The sequence below is a fragment of the Paenibacillus sp. SSG-1 genome, from assembly GCF_002224835.1.
Taxonomy (GTDB): domain Bacteria; phylum Bacillota; class Bacilli; order Paenibacillales; family Paenibacillaceae; genus Paenibacillus_AQ; species Paenibacillus_AQ favisporus.
The window spans coordinates 1,566,728-1,590,405 of record NZ_MBRK01000001.1; the positions used below are offsets into that span (position 1 = coordinate 1,566,728).

Below are 23,678 nucleotides of genomic sequence, written 5' to 3' on the forward strand. Positions count from 1 at the left end.
GAGGTGGCTCATAATGTTGACGATTCATGCTTCCAGACAGGACACCATTACACTTGATAATAAAGAATTCTTTTTTCTTGCCGGGATTCTCGGTTCGGACCGGCTTCTCGGCGTGGAAGACCCATTTCAAGGATATCTGGCCGAAGAGATCTCGGAAGAATGGGATATTGTGAAAGCCTCGTTGCTGGAAAAGGGTTACCTCATTGAGGAAGAGAACGGCATAGAATTGTCTATGCCGCCCAAAATCTTTTCCAGAGTGGCGATTGCCGGCTTGGCGCAGCGGTCCTGCTGGCTTAAATATGTTCAAAACGACGAAACGTTCGAAGGCTATCTTCATGTGACCAACGAGCGTGTCGTACAAGTATGCAAATCCGCAGAGGACTGCCAGTACAAACTGGATGAGCTCGGGACCGTCGAGGAGGCCTGCCGCACGCTGGTGGAGGAAATGGACTTGAAAAACTTCGCGCCGATGGAAGCGCCGGCTTTGCTTCTCTCTAAAAAGAAGTTTGCCCATCTCTTCAGCCATACCTCGGAAATTCCGTTCGAAGAGCTCGGCGACCAGCTGGTAAAGGCAACAAACGATGTGGAAGGTTCTATCGCGCTTGCCAAATGCATGAAATACCGCACGGGTGAAGGTGAGCTGCAATTGTCGACTTGGACCGGCAGCGGCTGGGAGTCGCAAAATGCAGCGTTTATGGTAAATGACACGATGAACTGGCTCGTACGTATGAGCATCAAAGGGGATCAGGACTGGCTGACGGCCATTCCGGCGAGCAGGGAGCAATTTGAGGAAATGCTGCTTCAGTGGCTGAAGCAGCCTGCAGAATTAAATGGAAGGTGAGAGTCCGTGCGTATTTCTGTTGAACCGGAGTCACTCCGGTCTTTAAGCCGTCAGTTAGATAGAGGCAGTGAACAAATTCGGGAAATGACGCTCGCCTTGAATCAGGCACTTGGGAACTTTAGGGGAGAAGCGGCTTTCCCGCAATCCGTAATGGACGAATGGCAGTCCGCACACCGGCAGGGAGAACAGATCTATGCCATGCTGAAGGATATCGGCAAATGGATCGAATCCAAGGCATCCGAATTTCAAACCGCAGACGAGCAGCATCATTCCATTCTGAACGATACCTTGATGTACTCAAGCCCCGCACTCATGTTCCAGTCGGCGGCCGTCTCCGGGAGAGAACCGATTCTGCCTGGATATGGGCTGACAGACGGGACGGCTTCCAATCCGTTATCCGCTGTTCAGGCCGTCCATGCCGAAGCGGGGGGCAGTTACTCGGGTTGGAACAGCCACGGGACGGCTGCCGCCGGAGCGGCGGCTGGGTTAGCGACTTTGATGGCTGGAGTTGTACTTCCTGCTGCTAAAGACGCGCGCTTGGGTTTAAACAAAAATGAGCACGCCGGGAGTGCCAAGTTTTTGCTGGAGCGGGCCGCTAACAATCCTACAGCCTGGAGGTTCATCGACCCCAAGGCAGCGGGCAAAATTCGAACCCTGGGACAAGGACCGGGCGGCCATTCGGGAAATGAAGGCCCTCCGGGAACCGGAACAAAGCGTGAGCTGCAGCAGGCGAGCGGGGAAGAGGACAGGGCCCCCGGCCATCTCATGATCAATAACGGTATAGGTCTGGGTGCGATAGCTGGAAGTACGGCCATCGGGGCTGCGGTCGGATCCGTCGTTCCGGCAGCCGGCACTGCTGTGGGGGCATTTGTCGGTCTGGCCTCGAGTCTCGTCATTTCGGCTGTAACCGACATCGAAGTCGCCGGTAAAACGCTGAGAACGCATGCCTCAGGCGGGATGGACTTGGTGTCCGACTCCGTCAAGGCGGTTACCCATGGGGCGAGCAAACTGGCGGACCAGGTGAAGGATAAGCTGAAATCGCTGGGCATGCGTTTTGCCTGAAACCGGATCCAGCAGTAGACGTGAAGTACCCAGTGATTTCTATCTGCATCTGATTCTATCACCGGATCGTGATGACCGGCTGCTTACCCATGAAGAATACATACTTAAATGAGAGGACGGACAAGCGATGGATAATGGGACTCCTTCACAAGCTTTACTTCCGCTCGGATCTGTGGTTCTTCTCAGAGGAGCACAGAAGAAGCTGATGATTTATGGACGTAAGCAGATTCATCAGGAAAACAATCAGATGTATGATTATTTGGGGGTCGTATACCCGGAAGGATATATTGATCCGAATTATACATTTTTGTTTAATCATGAAGATATCGACAGTATTGAATTCAAAGGCTTTTTTAACAGCGAAGAGGAAAAGTTTCAAAAAATACTCTCGGAGGTATCCGCGACAAGCTAAGCCAAGTGGCATTTGTGATGTGCAGCCAGAGTTTAAGATACCCGAGGAAAGCATAGGAAACCGATAAAAGGGGAGGGACCATCATGTCAGGACGTATTTTGATTTCACCGGAACAGGTGGAGGCGGTCGCCAATCAATTTAAGCAGAGCGGAGAGCAGAGCCAGCAGCTCGTAGCGAGCTTGTCCCAAGCGATCCAGGGGATGGAGGGGCAATGGGAAGGCCTGACGAAGCAGCGGTTTTTCCAGGAGTTTCAAGAAGCCGGCAGACAGATGCAGTCATTCGTCCAGATTCTGAACAGCATCAGCCATGAGCTTGGGGCCATTGCCCAGAAATTCCGCTCTATCGATGAAACGAGATAATTTTAGCCATTCAAGTTACGGTTCGTTTACAGTAGAATGAGATCGTAGGAATCATCAACCGGGTGTATTTACTCCCGGTTTTCTTGCAGTCCACAAAGTTTAAGTGAAAGGGGGGTGTCCATGTCTTTTCAACCGAATGCGGGAGATGAGATGGTTATTAACGGGGTGCTGTACCGCGTTGGCCAGCATCCTGCCGCTCCCGGGTTAGCTTATGCGCAGGCAGGAAGGCAGGGAATCGTCTATCAGCTGATTCCTGCCAGCGGGCAGCTTCATGAAGCCAAAGCATTAAAAGTGTTTTTTCCGAAGTATCGTATTCCTGCGATGGTGTACCAGTCCGAAATGATGGAAATGTACAGCGAAAGTCCGGGCTTGCAGGTCTGCAGACGAGACGTGCTCACTCCCGAAAGAAACGAAAGCCTGATTGCCGAGCATCCGGACCTGCTGTATGCGGTGCTCATGCCCTGGATATACGGGCATACCTGGTTCGATATTATGACCGACCAGCGCCGGCTGCTTCGCGGGGAGAGCCTCGCGCTGGCCAAAGGGCTGGCGGCCATCGGATCGGGGATGGAGCAGCGCGGCTTGGCGCACTGCGATTTGTCGGCACCCAATGTCATGCTTCCGTTTTTTTCTGAAGTGGAATTGCCGGAACCGCGAAGCGTGGTCGAACTGGTGGACATTGAGCAGATGTACAGCCCGAAGCTGGACAGGCCTGATGTGCTGCTGGCGGGTTCACCGGGGTATGCCGCGCACCGGACGGTGCAAAGCGGGTTGTGGAGCGGTTATGCCGACCGGTTCGCCGGTGCGGTCATCATTGCGGAAATGCTGGGTTGGTGCGATCCCCAAGTCGTGGAGAAGGCCTGGGGGGAAAGTTATTTTGATCAGCCTGAACTGCAAAATCCGTGCGAGCGGTACTTTATTCTGAAAAATTCCCTGGAACGGAACTGGGGAGCGAAGACGGCGGAGCTGTTTGCGCGGGCCTGGGAAAGCCAGGATTTGAGCAGCTGCCCGACGTTCGGCGAGTGGCTGGTGCTGCTGTCGACGATGACGGAGAACAGCGAAAATGCGGATGAAAGCGTTACGGAGAAACAGGATGCGGTTCAACCGGCGCAGTCTCCGGAGCCGTTGGTTTCCGCTTCCTCCCCAGCTTTGCGGCCGCCGGCGGCGCCCACTGCGAGAAGATTCGTGGCAGCGGCCGCTGAGCGGGCGGCTGCCCTGACGAAGGGGGATGAAGCCGCGTCCGGTGATCAGGATGTCGTCAACAGGCTGTTTCACCAGGCCAGAGAGCTCGAATCGAGTGGAAATCTAAGCGGTGCTCTGGAGGTGTACAAATCCGCCCACCATTTTGTCAGCGATGGCTCACCGATGGAGATCGAGCTGGAAGCTGCGATACGCGGACTGGAATCCGAGCTGAATCCGCCAGGCCCCGATCGTAAACAAGCCAAGGTCCCTTTTTACCAGTCGCGTAAATGGCTGACTTCGGCGGTGGTTGTTATCCTGCTTCTCGCCGGGACGGCGTTTGCCGTTAACCAAATCGTTGCCGACCATTCGCCAGGGAAGCACATGGAGGCGGGAGCCGGCACGAAGCCAGGCGGAGAGAAAGCTCCTGCGGTCCCGGATACAGCGCAAACGGATCAAAAGCAGGAGGAAGCGGACCGGCAGGCCGAGCTGCAGAAGCAGGAAGCCGCGCGGAAAGAGGAAGAAGCCCGAAAACAGGAAGAAGCCCGGAAACAGGCGGAAGCACAGCGCCTGCTGGCCGAGGCCGAGCAGAAAAAGCTTGAGGAGGCGCGCAAAGCCGAAGAGCGCAAGAAACTGCAGGATCAGTACGCGGTCCAAGCGAAATATGACGCCTATTTGCAGCAGCAGAAGGAAAAAGCAAAGAAAAAGGCTGCCGAGCGGAAAAAGCTGCAGGAAATGTACCAGAAGCAGGCTCAGTACGAAGCCTATCTTGCTTATCAGCAGCAGAAGGAAGCGAAGGCGAGGGCGGAAGCGGAAGCGGCCCGTAAAGCAGCCGAGGCGAAGGCGCAGCAGCTGAAGCAGAAGCGCTCCGGCCAGGTCGTCCAGCTAATCGCTTACTATAATCAGGCCTTTAACGCCCAGCGGGGCGGCAACATTGAACGGGCGCGCTCCTATGCCAAGGATTTCGCCCGCCTGTATGAACAGGATGCGGCGTATTTCAAGTCCGTCGGCAAGGTGGGAACCCGGGCGTCGGCTATCTACAAATTCCTGTCCAATGGCTCTTACTCGCTGCCTGACGTTTAGACATAGAAAATGACCAAGGATTATTTACAAAGGGGAGTTGTTTACTGATGAACTATACGATCCAGGCTTCCCAGCGGACTCCGGCGCTGATCATCTATCTGATCGACATCAGCGCATCCATGAATATGCTCATGGACGGCAAACGGCGCATCGACGTGGTGTACGAAGCACTGTCGCTTGCAATCCGCCAAATGGTGTACCGGTCCACGAAAGGGAACCGGCTGACGCCCCGGTACCGGATTGCCATCCTGGCTTACAGTGACGACGTATACGATCTGCTGAACGGGATCAAAGGGATCGACGAAATTGCAGCGGTCGGTTCCCTGCCGGACTTGACCCCGAAGCGGTTTTCGGATTCGGCCAAAGCTTTTCAGCAGGCAGAGAAAATATTGCAGGCCGAGCTGCCGCGCATGCAGGACTGTCCAGCTCCACTCGTCTGCCACATGACGGACGGGGTGACGACCGGAGAGGATCCCGAGCCGATCGCAAGGCGCATCATGAGCATGAGCGTGCCTGACGGAAACGTGCTTGTGGAGAACATCTTCATTTCCGATCACATGCTCGATCAGCCGATTGCCCAGCCGCGCCGCTGGAGAGGCATCCTGCCGGATACCCTCCTTCACGATGAGCATGCGGTGAAGCTGAGAAACATGTCATCTCCGCTTCCGGAGAGCTATCGGGACATGCTGGTCGAAGCCGATTATCTGCTTGCCCCGGGGGCGCTGATGATGCTTCCGGGAAGTTGTGCGGAGCTGGTATCCATCGGTTTTCAAATGTCGGCGGCCACGCCGGTAAGAGCTTAGGAGGGATCCGCCTGTGAAAATAAACTCGGCAGCAACCGGTGACATGTTTACGTTTATCAGCTCCCAGGCCCAGGAGCAGCCGCTCGCCTCTCATTCGGGACGGGTACTGTGCAGGTACGCTTACGGACGGGCGATGGAGACGCTGCTGCAGGGAGAGAACGGACAGGATTTCGTCGGTGTGCAGACGTACGGTGACGTGTGCAACTTTGTGCTGTGTGACGGCGTCAGTATGAGCTATCAAGGTGATTTTGCCGCCCGTTTTCTCGGCAACACGCTGCTGGATTGGCTGGACCATACGCGGGACTGGTCTTCGGCCGGATTTACGGATTTCATGACGTCCATCACCGAATCGGCTTCGGCGCAGCTTCGGCGGCTAGCTCCACCGGGCGGGGTCCCCTCCTTACTGCGGGAGGTGCTGGAGGACAAGCAGCGTATGGGCAGCCAATCCATGTATATTTGCGGGCGGATTGAACTGCCTATAAGCAGAAAGAAGCAGGGGAGACTGTGGATGGCGTGGCAGGGAGACTCGCGGCTGCGCTTTTGGAAGGACGGTCTGGAAGTCAGCGAGCACTTTGATGACACCTTTCGGACCAATGAGCGGTGGTCCACGCTAACCGGTCCGGTCGGCGGCAAACCGCATGTGTACCAAACCCGTCTGGATTACGGCATGCCGATGCGCCTGCAGCTTTATACCGACGGGCTCGCCGATCTGGACCCGATCCATCAGGTGCTGCCGGACGAGCTGATCCAGATTTTGCTCGATGCGCCCCACACCGAAGGGCTTCAGGATGATGCCGCTTTTCTTGAATTGCAGTGGTCGTAATGAACGGCTTGCTGCCGGTTGACCCTTTGCGGGTATAAAATTTGTTTGCTGCGCGATGATTAAGCTGACCTCCTTTATGGGTAATCTTGAGACAGATAACTATATTTGATGAGGATGAAAAAGGAGAGATAGCGATGAGTCAGCAGCAATACAACAGACAGCGATTCGAAGGGAAAACGGCGATTGTTACCGGCGCAGGCTCCGGCATCGGGAAAGCGGCAGCGATCAAACTGGCGCAGGAAGGCGCTAACGTGGCCTTATTTGATCTGATTAATGAACGGACTTCCAAGACGGAAGCGGAAATCAACGCGATCCGCGAAGGAGCGGCCCGCGCTTTTGACGTAGATACTTCGGATGCGGCACGCGTGGAGAAGGCGGTGCTGGAAACCGCCGAGCTGTTCGGCTCCGTGGATGTGGTGTTCGCGAACGCTGGCATCAACGGCGTGCTGGCCCCGATTGAGGAAATGCAGCTGGAAGACTGGCAGCAGACGCTGAGCGTCAATCTGAACGGTACGTTTTTGACGGTAAAATACGCGATTCCGCATCTGAAAAAAAATGGCGGAAGCGTCATTATCACCAGCTCGATTAACGGTAACCGCACCTTTTCCAACTTCGGCATGTCGGCTTACAGCACGTCCAAAGCCGGGCAGGTCGCATTCGCCAAAATGGCGGCGCTGGAGCTGGCCAAGTTCAAAATCCGCGTCAACGTTATTTGCCCCGGTGCGATCTCGACCAACATCGATCAAAGCACGGAGAAAACGGAAGAGCTGAAGGAAATCGTCATCCCGGTCAAGTTTCCGGAAGGAAGCCAACCGCTCGCCGACGGGCCGGGTCAGCCGGAAGACGTGGCGGATCTGGTGGCCTTCCTGGCTTCAGACGAGTCCAAGCATATTACGGGGGCGCAAATCATTATCGACGGTGCGGAATCGCTGTTGGTTTAACAGCTTTTCGGATATATAAAACGGCAGCTCAAGCGGTGAATGCCATTGAGCTGCCGTTTTTGTTGCGCCCGTATCGTGCGATCTGTGCGAAAGCGAAAGCAAGCGGGCGCTGCGGCCGCGGGGAGCATTGCTTAACAGGACAGGCATCCCTTTAACTTTCGTACAATCGGGCAAGGAGGTCTTCCGTAATGACGATCGGCTCGGCTGGAATGAGGCTCAAATCAAACCGGCCGATCAGCTCCTGGGGAGCGGCCGGGCCCGGGGTGGGCACGAGTCCGCCGATCCAGGCCAGCCAGCCGGTGAGCTTGGCCGGGGATACCCCCTGCTCCCGAAGCGCCGTCAGGCTCGTGTTCCCGTGCCGCTTCGCCAGGCGTTTGCCATCCGTTCCCATAAACAGGGGAACGTGGGCAAAGGCAGGAATCTCCCAGCCCAGCGCCTGGTAGAGCTGGATCTGCCGCGGCGTTGAATCCAGCAGGTCGGCGCCCCGCAGAACGTGCGTGACCTGCATCATGGCGTCGTCCACGACGACGGCCAGCTGGTAGGAAAACATGCCGTCCGCCCGCTTAACGATAAAGTCGCCGGTGGCTGCCGGATCAAAGCTGTGCCGTCCGCTGACGCCGTCGATGAACGCCACCGGCTCCTCCCCGACCCGGTACCGGATGGACGGCTGCTTCAGCTTGGCCTTGGCCTCCCTCTCTTCCGGGCTGAGATTCCGGCAGGTGCCGGGATAGGCCGGCCCTTCCGCGGCGAGTCCGTGCGGTGCGCTGGCCGCGGACAGGAGATCGGCCCGGCTGCAGAAGCAGGTGTACAAGGCGCCCTGCTTCTGCAGCTTGCCTAAGGCATCCTCGTATTGCTGAAGCCGTTCGCTTTGCGTATAGGGAGCATAGGGACCGCCTACGTCGGGGCCCTCGTCCCAGTCGATGCCAAGCCAGCGCAGATCGTCCAGGATCTGCCGGGCCAAATGCGGCTTGGACCGGGGCTTGTCGATGTCCTCCATGCGGAGGATGAAGCTTCCGTGCCCGGAGCGGATTTGCAGCCAGGCCAGCAGGGCTGTCCAGGCATTGCCGATATGCATTTCCCCGGAGGGGGTCGGGGCAAACCGTCCGCGCAGCTTCGGGTTGGTTGGGTTCATGATGCTGTCTCCTTTTCCCAATCATCAGTCAGGTCGGTCAATCCGAATGGATACATTTTATAGCAAACCTGAATAGATATCCAGCGCATGCAGGCTTTATAATAGAGGGATACAGCGTTAGTCGGGTGATCGTCTGGGCCCGATCCTTACCTTACATAAAGAGAAAACGGGTGGAATTATGACAGAATTGGAGCTGCCGGTACTTCAGGTCATGCCGGAGCTGAAAGAAATATTGAACCGCCGCACGTCGGCGCTGCTTATTGCCGAGCCGGGAGCAGGCAAAACGACCCAAACCCCGCTCGCCTTCCTCCATGAAAGCTGGCTGGACGGCCAAAAAATCGTCATGCTGGAGCCGCGCAGGCTTGCGGCCCGGTCGGCTGCTGCCTATATGGCCTCGCAGCTGGGGGAGAAGGTCGGCCAGACCGTCGGCTACCGGGTCCGGATGGACAGCAAGACCAGCGCGTCCACACGGATCGAAGTCGTGACGGAAGGAATATTGACGCGCATGCTGCAGCGCGATCCGGAGCTTGGCGGTGTCGGCATGATCATCTTTGACGAGTTCCATGAGCGAAACATTCATGGCGACCTGGGGCTGGCGCTTGCGCTGGAATCCCAGTCGGTCCTGCGGGAGGACCTGCGCCTGCTGATCATGTCGGCCACGCTGGAAGCGGAGCCGGTAGCCGCGCTGCTGGGCGGAGCGCCGGTCGTTCACTGCGCAGGCAGGCAGTATCCCGTCGAGACTGTCTATGCCCCGCCGGCGGCGGGAACCCCGCTTCATCAGGCCGTGGCTGCGGTCGTTTCGAGGGCCTTGTCCGTCCATGACGGGGACATGCTCGTGTTCCTTCCCGGCGCAAGGGAGATCGGCCAGGTTCGCAGGGAACTCGAGCAGAGGGGGCTGCCCGCGGGCTGTGTGATCCGTCCGCTGCACGGCCAGCTCCCGCAGCAGGAGCAGGATGAAGCCGTAGCTCCGGACAGGCAGGGGCGCCGCAAGATCATCCTCAGCACCTCGATCGCGGAAACGAGTTTGACGATCCAAGGGGTCACGATCGTGGTCGACGCCGGGCTGATGCGGACGCAGATGTTTTCTCCGCGGACCGGCATGTCCGGACTCACGACGGTCAAGGTGTCCAAGGCATCGGCGGATCAGCGGAGAGGCCGCGCCGGGCGCACGATGCGGGGGATCGCCTACCGGCTGTGGAGCCGGGAAGAGCAGGACTTTCTCCCAGAGCGGAGTACGCCGGAGATTCTGCTGACCGATCTCGCCCCGTTGGCGCTTGAGCTTGCAGCCTGGGGGGTGAAAGACCCGCTCAGCCTGCAGTGGCTTGATCCGCCGCCCGCAGCGGCGTATGGGCAGGCGGTAGAGCTGTTGAAGCGCCTGGGAGCTCTTGATAGCGGAGGCGGGATCACCGGACTGGGGAAAAAGATGTCCGCAGCCGGGATGCATCCCCGTCTGTCGCGGATGGTGCTGCTGGGTGCCGCGCAGGGACATGGGTTGCTGGCGGCCATATTGGCAGCCCTTTTGCAGGAACGGGACCTGTTCCAGGGACAAAGTATGGACCGGGACGTCGATATCCGAAAGCGGGCCGAAGCCGTAGCTGCGTGGATGCGCGGCGGCCGGGGTACGCTGTCCGGCCTTGCGGACGAAGGGCGAATCCGCCGTATTGAGCAGGAAATCCGCGGTATCCGCGCTTCAATGGATCTGGATGCCGATGCGGTGATCAACGAAGAATACGCGGGTCCGCTGCTCTCCTTGGCCTATCCCGACCGGATCGGACAGAACCGGGGTAACGGCAGGTTTCTGCTGACTTCGGGAAGGGGTGTAGAGATCGGGCAGGTTCAACTGCTGAGCCGTGCGCCGTATATTGTGGCAGCCAGCGTGGATGACGTCAAAGGGGCGGAGGCCCGGGTGCTTCTGGCCGCACCTCTTCCGGAGGCGGAGCTGTTCGCTCTTCATCAGGACGGCATCATCCGGGAAGGAGCGATCGCCTGGGACCGGCAAATCCAGGGGGTCAAAGCAAGGCAGGTGACGAGACTGGGAGCAGTCATCCTCCGTGAATCGCCGGACCCCGCGCCGCCGTCAGAGGCCGTGACCGAAGCGCTCCTGGACGGCATTGCCGTCGAGGGTCTGGATATCCTGCCGTGGAACAAGTCGTCAACACAGCTTCGGCAGCGTCTGCAATTCATGCATCTGATGCATGCCGACTGGCCGGATTTTTCCGGAGAGACCCTCTCCGGGACCCTGCGGGAGTGGCTTCAGCCATACCTGCACGGGATGAAGAAAAAGAGCGATCTGCAGCGGCTGCATATGTCCGCCGTCCTTGAACAGAGCCTGACGTGGGAGCAGCGGAAGCAGCTGGATGAGGAGGCGCCGACGCACATCACCGTACCGAGCGGTTCGCGAATCCCGGTGGACTACAGCGACCCGGCCAAGCCGGTGCTTGCCGTGAAGCTTCAGGAAATGTTCGGATGGCATGAAACGCCGCGCATCGGCAAAGGGAAGACGCCACTAACCCTGCACCTGCTGTCCCCGGCTCAGCGGCCGGTGCAGGTGACTTCGGACCTGGCCAGCTTTTGGAAGCAGGGGTATTTTGACGTCAAAAAGGATCTCAAGGGCCGCTATCCCAAGCATTACTGGCCGGACGACCCGCTCGAGGCCGTACCGACAAGGAGAACCAGGCCCCAATAATGTTATGGTCTCACAATCGGTTCATTGTTGTTTGCAAACCTCTGGGCAGGGGTAATAGAAGGCATAACAACAATGAATGGAGGGTGAACATGATGGATCATGGCAAAAAAATTGTTGGTGTTTTTGAGAGTGAGCAGGAAGCGTCCCGGGCGATCACCGAACTGCAGGATTTCGGTTTCCCGCCTGAGGATATTTCCGTCGTAACGAGGGACCGGGAAGATTTGCAGACGATTACGGAAGATACCGGTACGAAGGCGCCGGAAGGCGTGGCCGCCGGTGCAGCCACGGGCGGTATGCTTGGCGGCGTGGCCGGGCTGCTGGCGGGGATCGGCGCACTGGCCATCCCGGGAATCGGGCCGATTCTTGCGGCAGGCCCGATTGCCGCGACGCTGGCCGGTGCTGCAGTAGGTGCCGGTGCCGGCGGACTCGTCGGCGGCTTGATCGGCCTTGGTATTCCGGAGGACGAGGCCAAAGAGTATGAAACTTATGTGGATAAGGGTAAAATTTTGGTTATCGTCGATGCCAGAGGCCGCGACCGTGACATCTACGATGTATTCAACCGAAACCGTTCGCTGAATGCCGAGCGCTATAATAGGGATCTCGGACTCGTGACCGACGATACCGCTTCCTTGACCGATAACGATCACCTTCGCCCGTAATGGCATAAAAAAGACGGCTCCTTCAGGGGGCCGTTTTTTTACGTTCAGACCATTTTAACGGCCTTATAAGCCCACTTCAGGTCCTGCTCCCACTGTGCCGAAGCGTCCGGCAGAATCCAGGCTTTACGGACGCAGTACTCCGTAAGCCGCTGCAAAAATTCAATAGCCGTTTGCAGCTCGTTGGCTATACTGTCCTGAATAAGCGGCGGATTTTCCAACAGGCACTGGGCAAGTAGAGAAATCCGGACTTGTGTATCCTGCATCAGGTCGGCTGCAATATATTGGTCATTGAGCGCCTTTAGGCCGGTCAGGCTCTCCAGGAGGGGATTCATGGTCGTCACCTGCTTGGAATGAGGATGAAATCGCTTGGGATTGCCCGTAAAAAACGTCGTGAAGTTGTTCGAGCACCGATTTGCGCATTTGGGCGCTGATTTTCAGCAGATCGATGAGAGCGGAGTCGGAAACGAGCTGCGCCAAGGTCTCGGACTTGATGATGCCCAGCGTCTCATGCCTGATCAGTTTTTGCAAGGAGGCGTTCGGAGTGGGACTTCCGGCCATCTTACGGCTGCTGTCCATCATTACACCCCCTGTCTTTTTGGAATATTGTTGTCTGGATCTTAAGATGCTATGCATCGGATAGGTTCACTTAGTATAGACTCTAAGGCGCAAAGAAACTTGTAAATCAGGTGTTGACAAAAAACGAATTATGAATTATCTTAATTTTAAGATATTTACCAAACAGAAATGAGGCTGATCTAATGCAGCGGTTATGCCGATATTAGCGGGTTGAATGAAGGAAGTTTGTTAGAAGATACAGCGGAGGGTTGTTTGGAGAGGACGATGCTTTTTTTTAAACTATTATCTCAATATTAAGAAAATTAAATTTAAAAAATGGAGGCTGTTAAACATGGTTGCATGGGGATTGTTGATTATTCGTTTGGTGATTGGACTTACGTTTGCCGGGCATGGCGCGCAGAAGCTGTTCGGCTGGTTTGGCGGAGGCGGCTTAAAAGGGACAGCCGGGTGGCTCGCATCGATGAACTTGAAGCCGGCTTTCTTGCTGGCGCTGATTACGGGGATCTTTGAATTTGCAGGTGGATTGCTGTTTGCTGCGGGGATCTGGACTCCGCTTGCGGCGATCATGATTGCTGTAACGATGATCGGCGCCATCGTCACCGTCCATGGCAAAAACGGATTTTGGGCGACCTCGAACGGGTTTGAGTATAATCTGATCCTGATCGCCGCGGTCATCGGCGTGGCATTGATCGGTCCGGGTGCATACAGCCTGTTCCAGTAAGGACAGCTATCGTAAAATATATAAGTGTGGTGGTCGGGTGTGTACTCCATTGAATTGGATGTTTCGTTAGTAACGGATATGCAAGTCAATCATTTAGATGAATCGTGATGGATGTAAATTTAACACAAGGTAGGAAAGGATGGGATGAGCATGCATGTACGGCGCTATTTGCCCTCGATGCAGGGACGCGGAGCATTTGACGGAGGAAAGATCACAGAGCAGAAGCCAATCGGTTTCTCTGGGGAGGGATCGGTCATAAACCGGATCGGCCCGCTGTTTTATTGGGCATGGGCCCACACTCCGGAGGAAGGACATATTCCTCTTCATCCCCATTTTGGATTTGAAATTATGACGTACGTCATCCAAGGGAAGGCTGAACACGGGGATTCCCTTGGTACCCGCAGCACGGTTGGTTCCGGCGGAGCCCAGCTCATCCGGGCGGGGTCCGGAGTCAGCCATGAAGAGCGTCTGATCGGTCCGGACATGGAGAGCTTTCAAATTTGGTTTGAGCCGGATCTGAAAGTATCGAACAAGCGGGAACCGTCTTACGAGCAATGGGAGCACGAACAGTTTCCGGTAACGGAAACCGCCGGCGGCACCGTGAAGCAGATCGTAGGGGGAGACGCTCCGCTTAAGCTCAGCGTGGATGCCGGAATGTGGGACGTTCAGCTGGAAGCCGGCGGCACCTACAGCCAGATCCTTCATAAGGGGCGGGCGCTGGCTGCGCTCGCGCTTCGGGGCGGCGGCCGCTGGAGCGGTGAGCTTCCGGGCGTACATGACGAAACGTTTGATCCGCGCGACTTTATGCTGCTGAGCACAGATCATGACGAAGAAATCACGGTTCAGGCCCAGGAAGGCCCGCTTCGGATGCTGCTGATTGAAGTTCCGGAACGCGTGGATTACGCGCTGCTTCCTAAACGCTATTAACGATGCGGCCTCGGTACGTATTATCAGCCAGGCTGTAAGTTCCAAAGAACGCTTTGCCAATTCTTTCTGGCAGGCGTTCTTTTTTTCGTTTAGGATGGAAAAGGGTAAAGTAAAGAAAATGAGTTGTGGTCAGGAAAGTGATCTTTTTAAGCACCAGGAGGAAAGTATGTCAAAGAAAGCGAGAATACAGGAAATAGAACTGCTGCGGGGGCTGGCCTTCTTGGCTGTGGCCATGCAGCATGCGATCGCCCACTACTCTATCGTCGGCGGGGTGGCCATGGAGGACGGGGTTATCATGACGCTGCTGCTGATGGCGGCTAAGTTTGCGGTGCCCGTTTTCATTTTCATCACCGGGATGGTGCTGTTCTACAATTATGACGGACCGCTGCGGTATGGCCTTTTTATGCGAAAAAGGTTCAGCGATGTACTGGTTCCCTACATCCTGTGGTCGGCTGTTTATTTTGGCATCAGTCAGCAGTGGAACTTCGGGTCTCCCGAACAATGGGGGAAGTGGGCGATGATGCTGTTCACCGGTAAGAATAGTTATCATTTATGGTACGTGGTCATGATCATGCAGTTTTATTTGCTGTTCCCTGTTTTTCGGATGCTGATCCGCCGGATCATGCAGGCTGCTCCGCATCGATTGTGGACGGCCCTGCTGGTGCTCAGCGGTTTGGCTTATCTGGTGCTGCTGTACTTCCGGCCGGATATCAGCGCTCTGCTGACAAAAGCGGATATTCCGTTTCTGACGCCGTTTTTTACGGCCTACGCTGATCGTAACTTCGTCTACTTCATGTTTTATTTTATTCTTGGGGCGGCAGCGGGGATGTACCCCGAACGGTGGAGATGGGCGGTAGAGAAAGGCGGAGTTATTTATACGGCTGTCTTTTGGATCTTGTTCGGATATTTTACGTATAAGCTGGTGGCCAGCTTCCAAACGGCGGACGGGCTGAACATCAATTTTAATGCAGTTTCGCTACTGCGTCCGTTGATTGCCATGTTTCTGGTAAGCTCGGTTTTCGTCATTTACAGATACGCGCTCCAATGGACTCGTCAGGCAGGTCCGAGGGCGCAGCGGGCGATGTCCCTGCTCGGAAAATATTCGTACGGCACTTATCTGGCTCATGCCCTCATGCTGCGCTATACGTATTCCTTTGATGCCTGGTGGTTTGCGGGATGGAACGTGGCAGTGCGGATGCTGATGTCTTTCATCATTTGCGTGCTGCTGTCTTATCTCCTCATCGTGGTTTTATCTTACCTGCCATTCGGCAAGTGGACGGCTGGGGTCTCTTCCTTAAGAAAAAAAACAAGCCCGCCAAAAGCAGCCTGATTCCAGTAAGCCGATCCCAGCGATCCACCAACGCGAGTGGACAAGCATCCCAACAGTCCGGCATCGCCAACGATAAATCGCACCTTGCGACCCAATCGCTTAAACACCTTGTATCATTAAAACAAGCTTTGAATTCTCAAAAAGCCTTGAGTTCGCCCCGGCGGATCCAAGGCTTACTTATTTGCCAACCGCATAATTACATAATTTCAACATATGAAAAATTCACAATAGAAAAACCCAATACGTACTGAATCTTGCACCTTTGGAGCCATTCTGCCATGCCCGGCGTACTTAACTCATTCAAGTCCAAGTAAAAAGGAAGGAGCCAAACCGACTTAGACCGTTCCAGACCGATCTACTCTGATCCAGAACGGACCCGGAAAACGGTTCAATCCCGTTCCACGGTATTCTCAGTAAGCCCGTTGTATTTAATTTGCCGCAGATTTTCCCAAAGTGAAACCTTCATGCTATGCGATTTGGAAAATAGTCGTTTATAATGGAGGTAAATTGGTTAATGAAGGAAATAGGGAAGAAAGCGAGGAAGCTGGCATGGCCTTTATGATTGCCCAGCGGGCATTTATTAAAGCTTACCTGATTACGATGGTGGAGCAGCACCGCGGATATGGTTATCAGATGCTGGAGGAGCTGAGACAGGAGTTTAAGAGCTACGGCTATTCTCCCCCGCAGAGCGAAATTTACCGTGCCCTGCATGAACTGGTGCAGGAGGGCATTTTCTACCGGACCAAGCAGTTGAAGGGCAGCGATCCGCGGGTGGACTTTCAGGAAATTGTATTGTACCACTTTACGGACGATGGAGCCGAGAAGGCCAAGCTGTATAAAAAACAGGTCAAAACCGATCTGGACCGCTGTCTTGGCATTCTGCACAAGGCGGTTAACGACAATTACCAATAAGACCCGGAAGGGAAGGAGGCGTAGGGGATGCAGGAAAAGCTGCGTTTTGGGGTTTTAAGCACGGCCAGTATCGCGAGAAGCGCTTTTATTCCCGGCGTCCAGAACGCCAGACGCGCCGAGATTGCGGCGGTGGCCAGCCGGGATTACGCCAAAGCCAAAGATACGGCGGAACAGTTTAATATACCGAAGGCGTATGGAAACTATGAAGAACTGCTGAAGGATCCCGATATTGATGCGGTTTATATTCCACTTCCCAACCATTTGCATAAAGAGTGGACGATCAAGGCGGCAAAAGCCGGCAAGCACGTGCTGTGCGAGAAGCCGTCTGCACTCAGCCCCGAAGAAGCTTCCGAAATGGTCGAAGCGTGCAGGGAAGCGGGGGTGATTTTCTCCGAAGCGTTTATGTACCGGTATCATCCGAAGCATCGCAGGGTCCGGGAAATCATCGAGGAAGGCGAAATCGGCCAGATCCGGGCCATTCACGGGTGCTTCACGTACAACCACATCGAAAATAAGGAGAATGTGCGGTATAAAAAAACGATGGGCGGCGGGGCCATCTATGATGTTGGCGGCTACCCGATTTCGGCGGCTCGCATGATCCTTGGCGAGGAGCCGCTGGCCGTGTCGGTCCAGGCGCTGTTTTCGGAGGAACACGATCATGTGGACGTCATGGCAACCGGTCTGGTGGAGTTTCCGAACGACGTTGGGCTGACCTTTGACTGCGGCATGTGGGCCGCGCCCCGGTGCACGCTGGAGATCGTCGGGTCGCAAGGACGGATCGAGCTGCCGGTTGCATTTGGCTGGGAGCAGAGCGAAGAGCCGGCCCAGATTATCGTCCATGTTGGGGATCAGCGGCGGGAGGAACGCTTCGGTGTGCTGAGCCATTTCATGCTGGAGGCCGACGCCTTTGCCGCAGCGGTATTGGACGGAACGCCGCTCCCTTATCCTCCGGAAGATGCGGTACGGAACATGAAGGTTGTGGAAGCGTGCCTGAAGTCAGCCGAGACGAAACAGAAGGTTTTCCTGCAGTAAGCGTTCATCTGCAAGCACTTCGGTAGGCGAGACACAAGACACAGGACAATCAAAGCCCCGGGTTCTCTGCTGGAGATCCCCGGGGCATTGATTGTCCTGTGTCCGGCTTTACATGCCTTCATCATAATCGGCGACGTCACGCTTGGCTGCCATGGCCGGCGTGTTAGACGTGCCGTACTCTTCGACGGATTCCCATGCGTCCGCATCATCAAAACGGCCGTCATAGCGCTGCCGGTTTTCGCCTGCGCCGGATGGCGGCGGAGTGATCACCTCTTCTTCGACCGGACGGTCGCTGCTGACGTCCCGATTCGGCGTATGCTCCACGCAATAAGCGGTGTACGGGATCGCCTGCAGGCGCTCGAACGGAATGTCCCGGCCGCATTCAACGCATTGGCCGTACTCCCCGCGGTCCATGCGCCCAAGGGCGCTGTCGACCTGTTCCAGCTCATCCTGCAGCGTGTCGTTGACGGCCAGGTCTCGGCCGCGTTCGAACACCTCCGTGCCCACATCGGCGGGGTGATTATCGTAAGAGGACAGCTCGCCTGTGGAATCGGCGAGCGAGTCGCCCAGCAGGGCATTGTCCTCACCATTCGCGTGAAAGTGGTGTTCCAGCTCCTTTTTGCGTTCCAGCAGTGCTGATTTGAGCTCCTGCTGCTGATCATGGGTTAAATGACTCATGGATAAGACTCCCTTCTGACAGTAGAATAAGGTATCTGTACTCTTTCCTTACCCTAAAGGCGCGGGGAGCAATCATGCGGTGTCCGTCAGCTCCAGCTGAACAGTCTAGACGGTATCGGTTCCGTCCAGAGCGCAGGGCAGATCACCGATCTCGAGCTGTAAGGTGGTATGGCCGATACCGAATTGCTCGCGCAGCTCGGCGGCTGCCTGCTGCAGAAATTCATCGCCGTTGCAGGGCTCCGTTACCACGAGATGTACCGTGAGCGCCGTTTCCGTGGTGCTCATGCCCCAGATGTGCAGATCATGCATGCTTTTGACCCAGGGCAGGGAAGTCAAGTAATTTCGGATGGCCGCAATGTCTGTGCCCGGAGGCACGCTGTCGAGAGCCATGTTAAGCGAATCCTTCAGCAGCCCCCAGGTGCTGATGCCGATAACAAGCACAATCAGCAGACTGACGACCGGGTCGACCCACAGCCAGCCCGTTGCGGAAATGACGATTCCTGCGATGACTACGCCGAGCGATACGCCGGCGTCCGCAGCCATATGCAGAAACGCCCCCCGGACGTTCAGATCGCCCCGGCGTCCGGAAACGAACAGCAGCGCCGTCAACGCGTTGATGAGGATGCCGACAGCCGCCACCCAGATGACGTCCACGCCGTCGACCGGCTGCGGGTGGATAAGGCGGCTGATCGCGCCCCAAGCGATGAGCGCGATCGCCGCGAGCAGGAACAGGGCATTGAAGAGGGCGGCGAGGATGGAGGAACGGCGGTAACCGTACGTGCGCAGCTCCGTCGCTTTCTTTCGGACGAGGAGGCTGGCGACCCAGGCCAGCACGAGAGCGAGGACATCGCTTAAATTGTGTCCGGCATCGGCTACGAGCGAAAGGGAATGGCTGATCAGGCCATAAGCCGCCTCCAAAATGACGAAGGCCGTGTTGAGCACGATACCGATCAGAAAGGCACGGTTATAATCTGCCGGTCCGTGCGCATGCGAATGCGAGTGTGAGTGTGAATGTTCGTGAGTGGTTGAGTGGGAATGATGGTGATGATGACCGTGTGCCATAAGAGGCTCCTCCTTTTGAATACAAAGCGAAATTGCATCCATGTTTTTAATTAATATTAACATATGAGCATCTATTCATATAATAACATATTTCACGCTTGTGTCAATTTGTGCCATCCATTAGGATGGCCATTTTTCTTTGGAACATTCTCCAAAAAAGCGGGGAACGGTTTTCATCCCAGGCAAGGATGTGATATAAAAAATATAGGGTGTGGGAGTAATACAGGACATCCTCCCTTTGCGGGGCTAGAGATTTGGAGGTATTCGTCAAATGGATGAACATATGCAGCGCCGATTGGATAAACAGAAGAAGCTGTTCAAGCAGCTGGGCATTCATCTGGATGCACTTTCCATCCATGAAAAGGTGTTCAGCAACAAGCTTCGGGGTTACGATCCGGAAGAGGTGGATGCCTACCTGGATGAAGTCATAAGCGATTACGAGCGGTTTTATGCGATCATTTCCGATCTGATGGATAAATGGCAGGAGCAGCAAATCACGCTGCGCGACTTGAAGGCAGGCTCACGGCCGGAACCGGACCGTTTTGCCATCGATCCGAAGGTGATAGAGGATATCGTATTGAAAATGGAGTACAACCTTAGACAGCTCAAAAGCAAGATCAGGCCGGATCCTGACTTTTTCGTCGATTAATCCATTACATACAGACATACTGCGAGAGCCCTTCCGAATATCATGGACAGAAATCATGATTCGGAGGGCTTTTTATGTTTGCGCTCAAAACGGGAAGTGTATTTTTTGCATCTATGCTCCGATAGTCAAGGAAAATGAGCTGTCCCTGTTGAATTCATCCAACCACGCGAAATGTAAAGGAGAGGGACCGTATGAAATTCATCCTTATTTTTGGCCCGCAGGCCGTAGGCAAAATGACCGTAGGACAGGAACTCGAAAAAATAACGGAGCTGAAGCTTTTTCATAACCATATGACGATTGAGCTGGTTTCGCCGTTTTTCAGCTACGGTTCGGAAGCCGGGAAACGGCTGGTTGGTTTGTTCCGGAGGGAGATCTTTGAAGAGGTTGCCAAGAGCGACCTTGCCGGCCTTATTTTCACGTTTGTATGGGCGCTGGACATGAAGGCGGATTGGGATTATGTGGAGGAGGTCTGCGGGATATTCGAATCCAGGGACGCGGAAGTGTATTTCGTTGAGCTGGAGGCTGATCTAGACGAGCGGCTCTCCCGCAATCTTAGCCCAAACCGGCTGCAGCATAAGCCAACGAAACGGAACACGGAGTGGTCCGAAAATGAGCTGAAGACATCGATGGAAAAATACCGGCTAAATTCATATGATGGCGAGATCAAGCGGGAGAACTATTTGAGAATCAACAATACGGATTTGAGCGCAGAAGAAGTGGCGCGCCAGATTAAGCATAGATTCGGGATATAGTGTTTCACTACGGCTGCAAGCTGCCGCAATCCAGTAACTTTTTCTTCTCCGTGACGTTCTTTAAATATAAGCAGCATATTGCTGGAAGGGCGCATGGAAGAAACAATGGTCATGCCGTCGCATAAGTAAAGAATGTACCGCCAAAGCGCCAGAGTACTATGAATAAAACTTGGGGTACGAGAAGGAGGAGGCGGAATGAATCGGAATGCGGGTTTTTGGATCAGGCTTGGGGCATCGCTGGTGGATGGGCTGCTCGTTGGTTTGCCGATCATGATTGTGGTGTGGATGATTACGGGAAAATGGGGAAACGAGGAGTGGATTTCCGATACGATCAGCGGATTGTACACACTGCTCATTCCTGTATTCTGGAACGGTTATACGGTGGGCAAAAGGATATGCAACATCCGGATCCGCAAGGTGAGCGATCACCAGCCTCCCGGAATCGGGACCATGCTGCTGCGGAACGTCGTCGCCGGCCTCGTGTATGGTCTAAGCTTCGGCATTTGCGCGATCGTCAGTGCTTTTATGGTGGGGCTGCGTGAAGACAAACGGTCGATTCATGACTTTATTGCCGGGACGGAAGTCGTATATGACTGAACGATGTCCTGGCTGAAAAGTAACAGGAAGCACGCAGCCTTGCCGGTGAATTCCGGACCTCTGGCTGATGTGCGGGACAATCATATCATGATAGGGTAAAAGGTAGGATAGGACAGCGTTGTCAGGCGTAAGCAGCCAGCAGCCGTCAAATCCTCCTTTTTTCTTATAAAATGACCGGATTACTATTTTGGTCAGTTGGTATTTTTCAGAGCGGTTACCGGTCCGCCGATCGGGCTGGATTAAAGAGAAAAAACAAGGATGATGGAGGGAATAACCATGACGCAAACCATTCAGGTGCCTCAACCTAAAACCTACGGACCTTTAGGCAATCTGCCTTTGCTGGATTCCGCCGCACCGGTGCAATCGTTGGTGAAGGTCGCCGCGGAGCTCGGGCCGATCTTTCAGTTCCAATATCCCGGGGGCCGCAGGGAGCTGTACGTGTCCGGCCATGAATATGTGAAGGACGCCTGCGACGAAAAGCGTTTTGACAAAAGGATCTGGGCTCCGCTGCAGAACGTGCGCGCATTTGCCGGTGACGGCCTCTTTACGAGCGCAACCCAGGAACCCAATTGGAAAAAAGCCCATAACATTCTGCTGTCCAGCTTCAGCCAGCGGGCCATGCAGGGTTATCATACGAAAATGCTGGATATCGCCATGCAGTTGATTCAAAAATGGGGAAGGCTGAACCCGGACGAAACGGTGGACGTTCCTGCCGATATGACCCGTCTGACGCTCGACACGATCGGGCTGTGCGGGTTTAGTTACCGTTTTAACAGCTTTTACCGGGAAAACAATCACCCCTTTATCGATGCCATGGTACGTGCGCTTGACGAAGGGATGAACCAGCTTCACCGGCTGGGCATCCAAGATATGTTTATGATCCGGAAGAAGCGGCAGTTTCAAGAAGATATTCAGACGATGTTTTCACTCGTCGATGAACTGATCCGGGAGCGTAAGGCGCATGGCGGGGATGAGGATGACCTGCTTGCACATATGCTGGACGGTGTTGATGCAAATACGGGGGAGCGGCTGGATCATGAAAATATCCGCTATCAGATGATCACGTTCCTGATCGCGGGGCATGAAACGACCAGCGGTTTGCTCTCCTTTGCGATCTATTTTCTGATGAAAAACCCCGATAAGCTGCGCAAGGCTGTGGAAGAAGTGGACCGGATTTTGAAAGATCCCGTGCCGACGTATCAACAGGTAAGGGATCTGAAATATGTCCGGATGGTACTTAGCGAGTCCCTGCGTTTATGGCCGACAGCACCGGCTTTCTCGCTGTACGCTAAAGAAGATACGATGATTGGGGGAACCTATCCGATCCAGCAGGGCAACAGCGTGACGGTGCTCATTCCGGGACTTCACCGGGACGTGCGCGTCTGGGGCGATGACGTGGAGGTATTCAAACCCGAGCGGTTCGAGGATCCTAGCAAGGTTCCGCATGATGCGTATAAGCCGTTCGGCAACGGCCAGCGGGCTTGCATCGGCCAGCAGTTCGCCCTGCAGGAAGCCACGCTGGTGCTGGGGTTGGTGCTGAAGTATTTTGACCTGGCGGACGCCGGCCACTACGAACTCAAGGTTAAAGAGACGCTTACGCTAAAACCGGATGGATTCCGGATCCGTGTCCGCAGCCGCAAAGGCGCATTGATTCCAGTGGGTTACGGGAGCGCCGAGACCGTGGAAGCCGCTGTCAGCGAATCCACCAAGCCGGCATCCCTGGCTGCAAATGAACATCATACGCCGCTGCTTGTCCTGTACGGCTCTAATCTGGGCACCGCGGAAGGCATCGCCAGGGAGGTGGCTGACCGCGCGAGGTACCAGGGATTCGACAGCCAGGTCGGTCCCCTGGACGACTATGCCGGCGCGCTTCCGAAGGAGGGGGCGGTAATTATCGTAACGGCGTCCTATAACGGCCAGCCCCCTTCCAACGCCAAGTCGTTTATGGAATGGCTGGAAACCGCCGATCCTTCCGCCATCCGGGACGTCCGCTACGCCGTATTCGGCTGCGGGGATCACAATTGGGCCAGCACGTACCAGCGGATTCCGCGCCTGATTGACGAGCAGCTGGCCGCCAAAGGGGGAAAGCGGCTCCTTCCGCGCGGGGAGAGCGATGCCAGCGGCGATTTTGAACGGGAAGTGGACGACTGGACGGAGCGCTTATGGCCGGATTTGATGCCAGCGCTGGGACTTCCGGTCTCGGACGTCCGCGACACCAAGCGGAGCACGCTGTCGCTGCGCTTTGTCCAGGGGGTGGCTGCCGTGCCTCTTGCGGAGACCTACCATGCCGTATCCGGTCGGATCGTGCGCAGCTGCAATCTTCAGCAAGCAGACAGCGGAAGAGTCACGCAGCACATTGAAATTGCGCTGCCGGAGGGTACGGCTTATCGCGAAGGGGATCATCTGGGCGTGCTCCCGGTCAATCCTGAGCCATTGGTGCGGCGGGGGGGCCGCCCACTCTC

23 protein-coding genes and 1 pseudogene are annotated in these 23,678 nt (G+C 55.5%); 19 read left to right on the forward strand and 5 right to left on the reverse strand.

What is annotated here, in order from left to right; all coding sequences use genetic code 11:
• Positions 1 to 13: 13 nt before the first annotated feature.
• From BCV73_RS07325 to BCV73_RS07360, 8 genes are all read left to right on the forward strand, one after another.
• On the forward strand, positions 14 to 841 hold the full coding sequence (locus BCV73_RS07325) for a hypothetical protein (protein WP_089546600.1): 828 nt from the start codon (positions 14 to 16) through the stop codon (positions 839 to 841).
• A 150-nt stretch (positions 842 to 991) separates the two neighbouring features.
• Positions 992 to 1,903, forward strand: a complete 912-nt coding sequence (locus BCV73_RS07330) for a hypothetical protein (RefSeq protein WP_089546601.1) — start codon at positions 992 to 994, stop codon at positions 1,901 to 1,903.
• A 127-nt stretch (positions 1,904 to 2,030) separates the two neighbouring features.
• Positions 2,031 to 2,315, forward strand: coding sequence for a DUF4176 domain-containing protein (locus BCV73_RS07335; protein WP_076167866.1), 285 nt, complete (start codon positions 2,031 to 2,033; stop codon positions 2,313 to 2,315).
• Positions 2,316 to 2,398: 83 nt separating this feature from the next.
• A complete protein-coding gene (locus BCV73_RS07340; RefSeq protein WP_076167864.1) occupies positions 2,399 to 2,674 on the forward strand; it encodes a WXG100 family type VII secretion target in 276 nt (91 codons plus the stop codon).
• A 120-nt stretch (positions 2,675 to 2,794) separates the two neighbouring features.
• The gene (locus BCV73_RS07345; protein ID WP_089546602.1) at positions 2,795 to 4,936 is read left to right on the forward strand and encodes a hypothetical protein; all 2,142 of its coding nucleotides are present in this window, start codon (positions 2,795 to 2,797) and stop codon (positions 4,934 to 4,936) included.
• A 47-nt stretch (positions 4,937 to 4,983) separates the two neighbouring features.
• Positions 4,984 to 5,739, forward strand: a complete 756-nt coding sequence (locus tag BCV73_RS07350) for a vWA domain-containing protein (RefSeq protein ID WP_076167860.1) — start codon at positions 4,984 to 4,986, stop codon at positions 5,737 to 5,739.
• Positions 5,740 to 5,752: 13 nt separating this feature from the next.
• On the forward strand, positions 5,753 to 6,562 hold the full coding sequence (locus BCV73_RS07355) for a hypothetical protein (protein ID WP_240913011.1): 810 nt from the start codon (positions 5,753 to 5,755) through the stop codon (positions 6,560 to 6,562).
• Between the two features lie 134 nt (positions 6,563 to 6,696).
• Positions 6,697 to 7,503, forward strand: coding sequence for an SDR family oxidoreductase (locus BCV73_RS07360; RefSeq protein WP_076167858.1), 807 nt, complete (start codon positions 6,697 to 6,699; stop codon positions 7,501 to 7,503).
• Between the two features lie 151 nt (positions 7,504 to 7,654).
• Here BCV73_RS07360 and gluQRS read toward each other — a convergent pair whose 3' ends face one another.
• Positions 7,655 to 8,635, reverse strand: coding sequence for a tRNA glutamyl-Q(34) synthetase GluQRS (gene gluQRS / locus BCV73_RS07365; RefSeq protein ID WP_089546603.1), 981 nt, complete (start codon positions 8,633 to 8,635; stop codon positions 7,655 to 7,657).
• 178 nt (positions 8,636 to 8,813) lie between these two features.
• On the opposite strand from gluQRS, the gene hrpB reads away from it, so the two are divergent.
• Positions 8,814 to 11,321, forward strand: coding sequence for an ATP-dependent helicase HrpB (hrpB, locus tag BCV73_RS07370; protein ID WP_089546604.1), 2,508 nt, complete (start codon positions 8,814 to 8,816; stop codon positions 11,319 to 11,321).
• 92 nt (positions 11,322 to 11,413) lie between these two features.
• Complete coding sequence (locus BCV73_RS07375) at positions 11,414 to 11,980, forward strand: general stress protein (protein WP_076169521.1); 567 nt, start codon at positions 11,414 to 11,416, stop codon at positions 11,978 to 11,980.
• Positions 11,981 to 12,024: 44 nt separating this feature from the next.
• Here BCV73_RS07375 and BCV73_RS07380 read toward each other — a convergent pair whose 3' ends face one another.
• Positions 12,025 to 12,312 carry a hypothetical protein gene (locus tag BCV73_RS07380; protein WP_076167850.1) on the reverse strand — a complete coding sequence of 96 codons (288 nt, stop codon included), beginning with the start codon at positions 12,310 to 12,312 and terminating at the stop codon, positions 12,025 to 12,027.
• Positions 12,266 to 12,556 carry a hypothetical protein gene (locus tag BCV73_RS07385; protein ID WP_089546605.1) on the reverse strand — a complete coding sequence of 97 codons (291 nt, stop codon included), beginning with the start codon at positions 12,554 to 12,556 and terminating at the stop codon, positions 12,266 to 12,268. The genes BCV73_RS07380 and BCV73_RS07385 overlap by 47 nt, the downstream gene beginning before the upstream one ends.
• Before the next feature lie 331 nt (positions 12,557 to 12,887).
• Here BCV73_RS07385 and BCV73_RS07390 point away from each other — a divergent pair, with 331 nt between their 5' ends.
• The 5 genes from BCV73_RS07390 (at position 12,888) to BCV73_RS07410 (ending at position 17,478) form a co-directional block, all read left to right on the forward strand.
• Positions 12,888 to 13,277 (forward strand): DoxX family protein, encoded by a 390-nt coding sequence (locus BCV73_RS07390; protein WP_089546606.1) that lies wholly within the window; start codon positions 12,888 to 12,890, stop codon positions 13,275 to 13,277.
• A gap of 144 nt (positions 13,278 to 13,421) precedes the next feature.
• Positions 13,422 to 14,204, forward strand: a complete 783-nt coding sequence (locus BCV73_RS07395) for a pirin family protein (RefSeq protein ID WP_412973950.1) — start codon at positions 13,422 to 13,424, stop codon at positions 14,202 to 14,204.
• 166 nt (positions 14,205 to 14,370) lie between these two features.
• Positions 14,371 to 15,534 (forward strand): acyltransferase, encoded by a 1,164-nt coding sequence (locus BCV73_RS07400; RefSeq protein ID WP_179231920.1) that lies wholly within the window; start codon positions 14,371 to 14,373, stop codon positions 15,532 to 15,534.
• 549 nt (positions 15,535 to 16,083) lie between these two features.
• The gene (locus BCV73_RS07405) at positions 16,084 to 16,446 is read left to right on the forward strand and encodes a replication termination protein (protein WP_076169519.1); all 363 of its coding nucleotides are present in this window, start codon (positions 16,084 to 16,086) and stop codon (positions 16,444 to 16,446) included.
• 27 nt (positions 16,447 to 16,473) lie between these two features.
• Positions 16,474 to 17,478 carry a Gfo/Idh/MocA family protein gene (locus BCV73_RS07410; protein WP_089546608.1) on the forward strand — a complete coding sequence of 335 codons (1,005 nt, stop codon included), beginning with the start codon at positions 16,474 to 16,476 and terminating at the stop codon, positions 17,476 to 17,478.
• 108 nt (positions 17,479 to 17,586) lie between these two features.
• Here the strand turns inward: BCV73_RS07410 and BCV73_RS07415 are convergent, their stop codons facing one another.
• Positions 17,587 to 18,156, reverse strand: a complete 570-nt coding sequence (locus BCV73_RS07415) for a TraR/DksA C4-type zinc finger protein (RefSeq protein ID WP_089546609.1) — start codon at positions 18,154 to 18,156, stop codon at positions 17,587 to 17,589.
• Positions 18,157 to 18,261: 105 nt separating this feature from the next.
• Positions 18,262 to 19,218, reverse strand: coding sequence for a cation diffusion facilitator family transporter (locus BCV73_RS07420; protein WP_089546610.1), 957 nt, complete (start codon positions 19,216 to 19,218; stop codon positions 18,262 to 18,264).
• Between the two features lie 271 nt (positions 19,219 to 19,489).
• Here BCV73_RS07420 and BCV73_RS07425 point away from each other — a divergent pair, with 271 nt between their 5' ends.
• From BCV73_RS07425 to BCV73_RS07440, 4 genes and pseudogenes are all read left to right on the forward strand, one after another.
• The gene (locus BCV73_RS07425) at positions 19,490 to 19,867 is read left to right on the forward strand and encodes a DivIVA domain-containing protein (RefSeq protein WP_076167836.1); all 378 of its coding nucleotides are present in this window, start codon (positions 19,490 to 19,492) and stop codon (positions 19,865 to 19,867) included.
• 191 nt (positions 19,868 to 20,058) lie between these two features.
• Positions 20,059 to 20,619: an AAA family ATPase gene (locus tag BCV73_RS07430; RefSeq protein ID WP_089546611.1), complete on the forward strand. Its 561-nt coding sequence runs from the start codon at positions 20,059 to 20,061 to the stop codon at positions 20,617 to 20,619.
• 195 nt (positions 20,620 to 20,814) lie between these two features.
• Positions 20,815 to 21,216, forward strand: a complete 402-nt coding sequence (locus tag BCV73_RS07435) for an RDD family protein (RefSeq protein ID WP_076167832.1) — start codon at positions 20,815 to 20,817, stop codon at positions 21,214 to 21,216.
• Between the two features lie 276 nt (positions 21,217 to 21,492).
• Positions 21,493 to 23,678, forward strand: a pseudogene (locus BCV73_RS07440) (cytochrome P450); the annotation flags it as partial.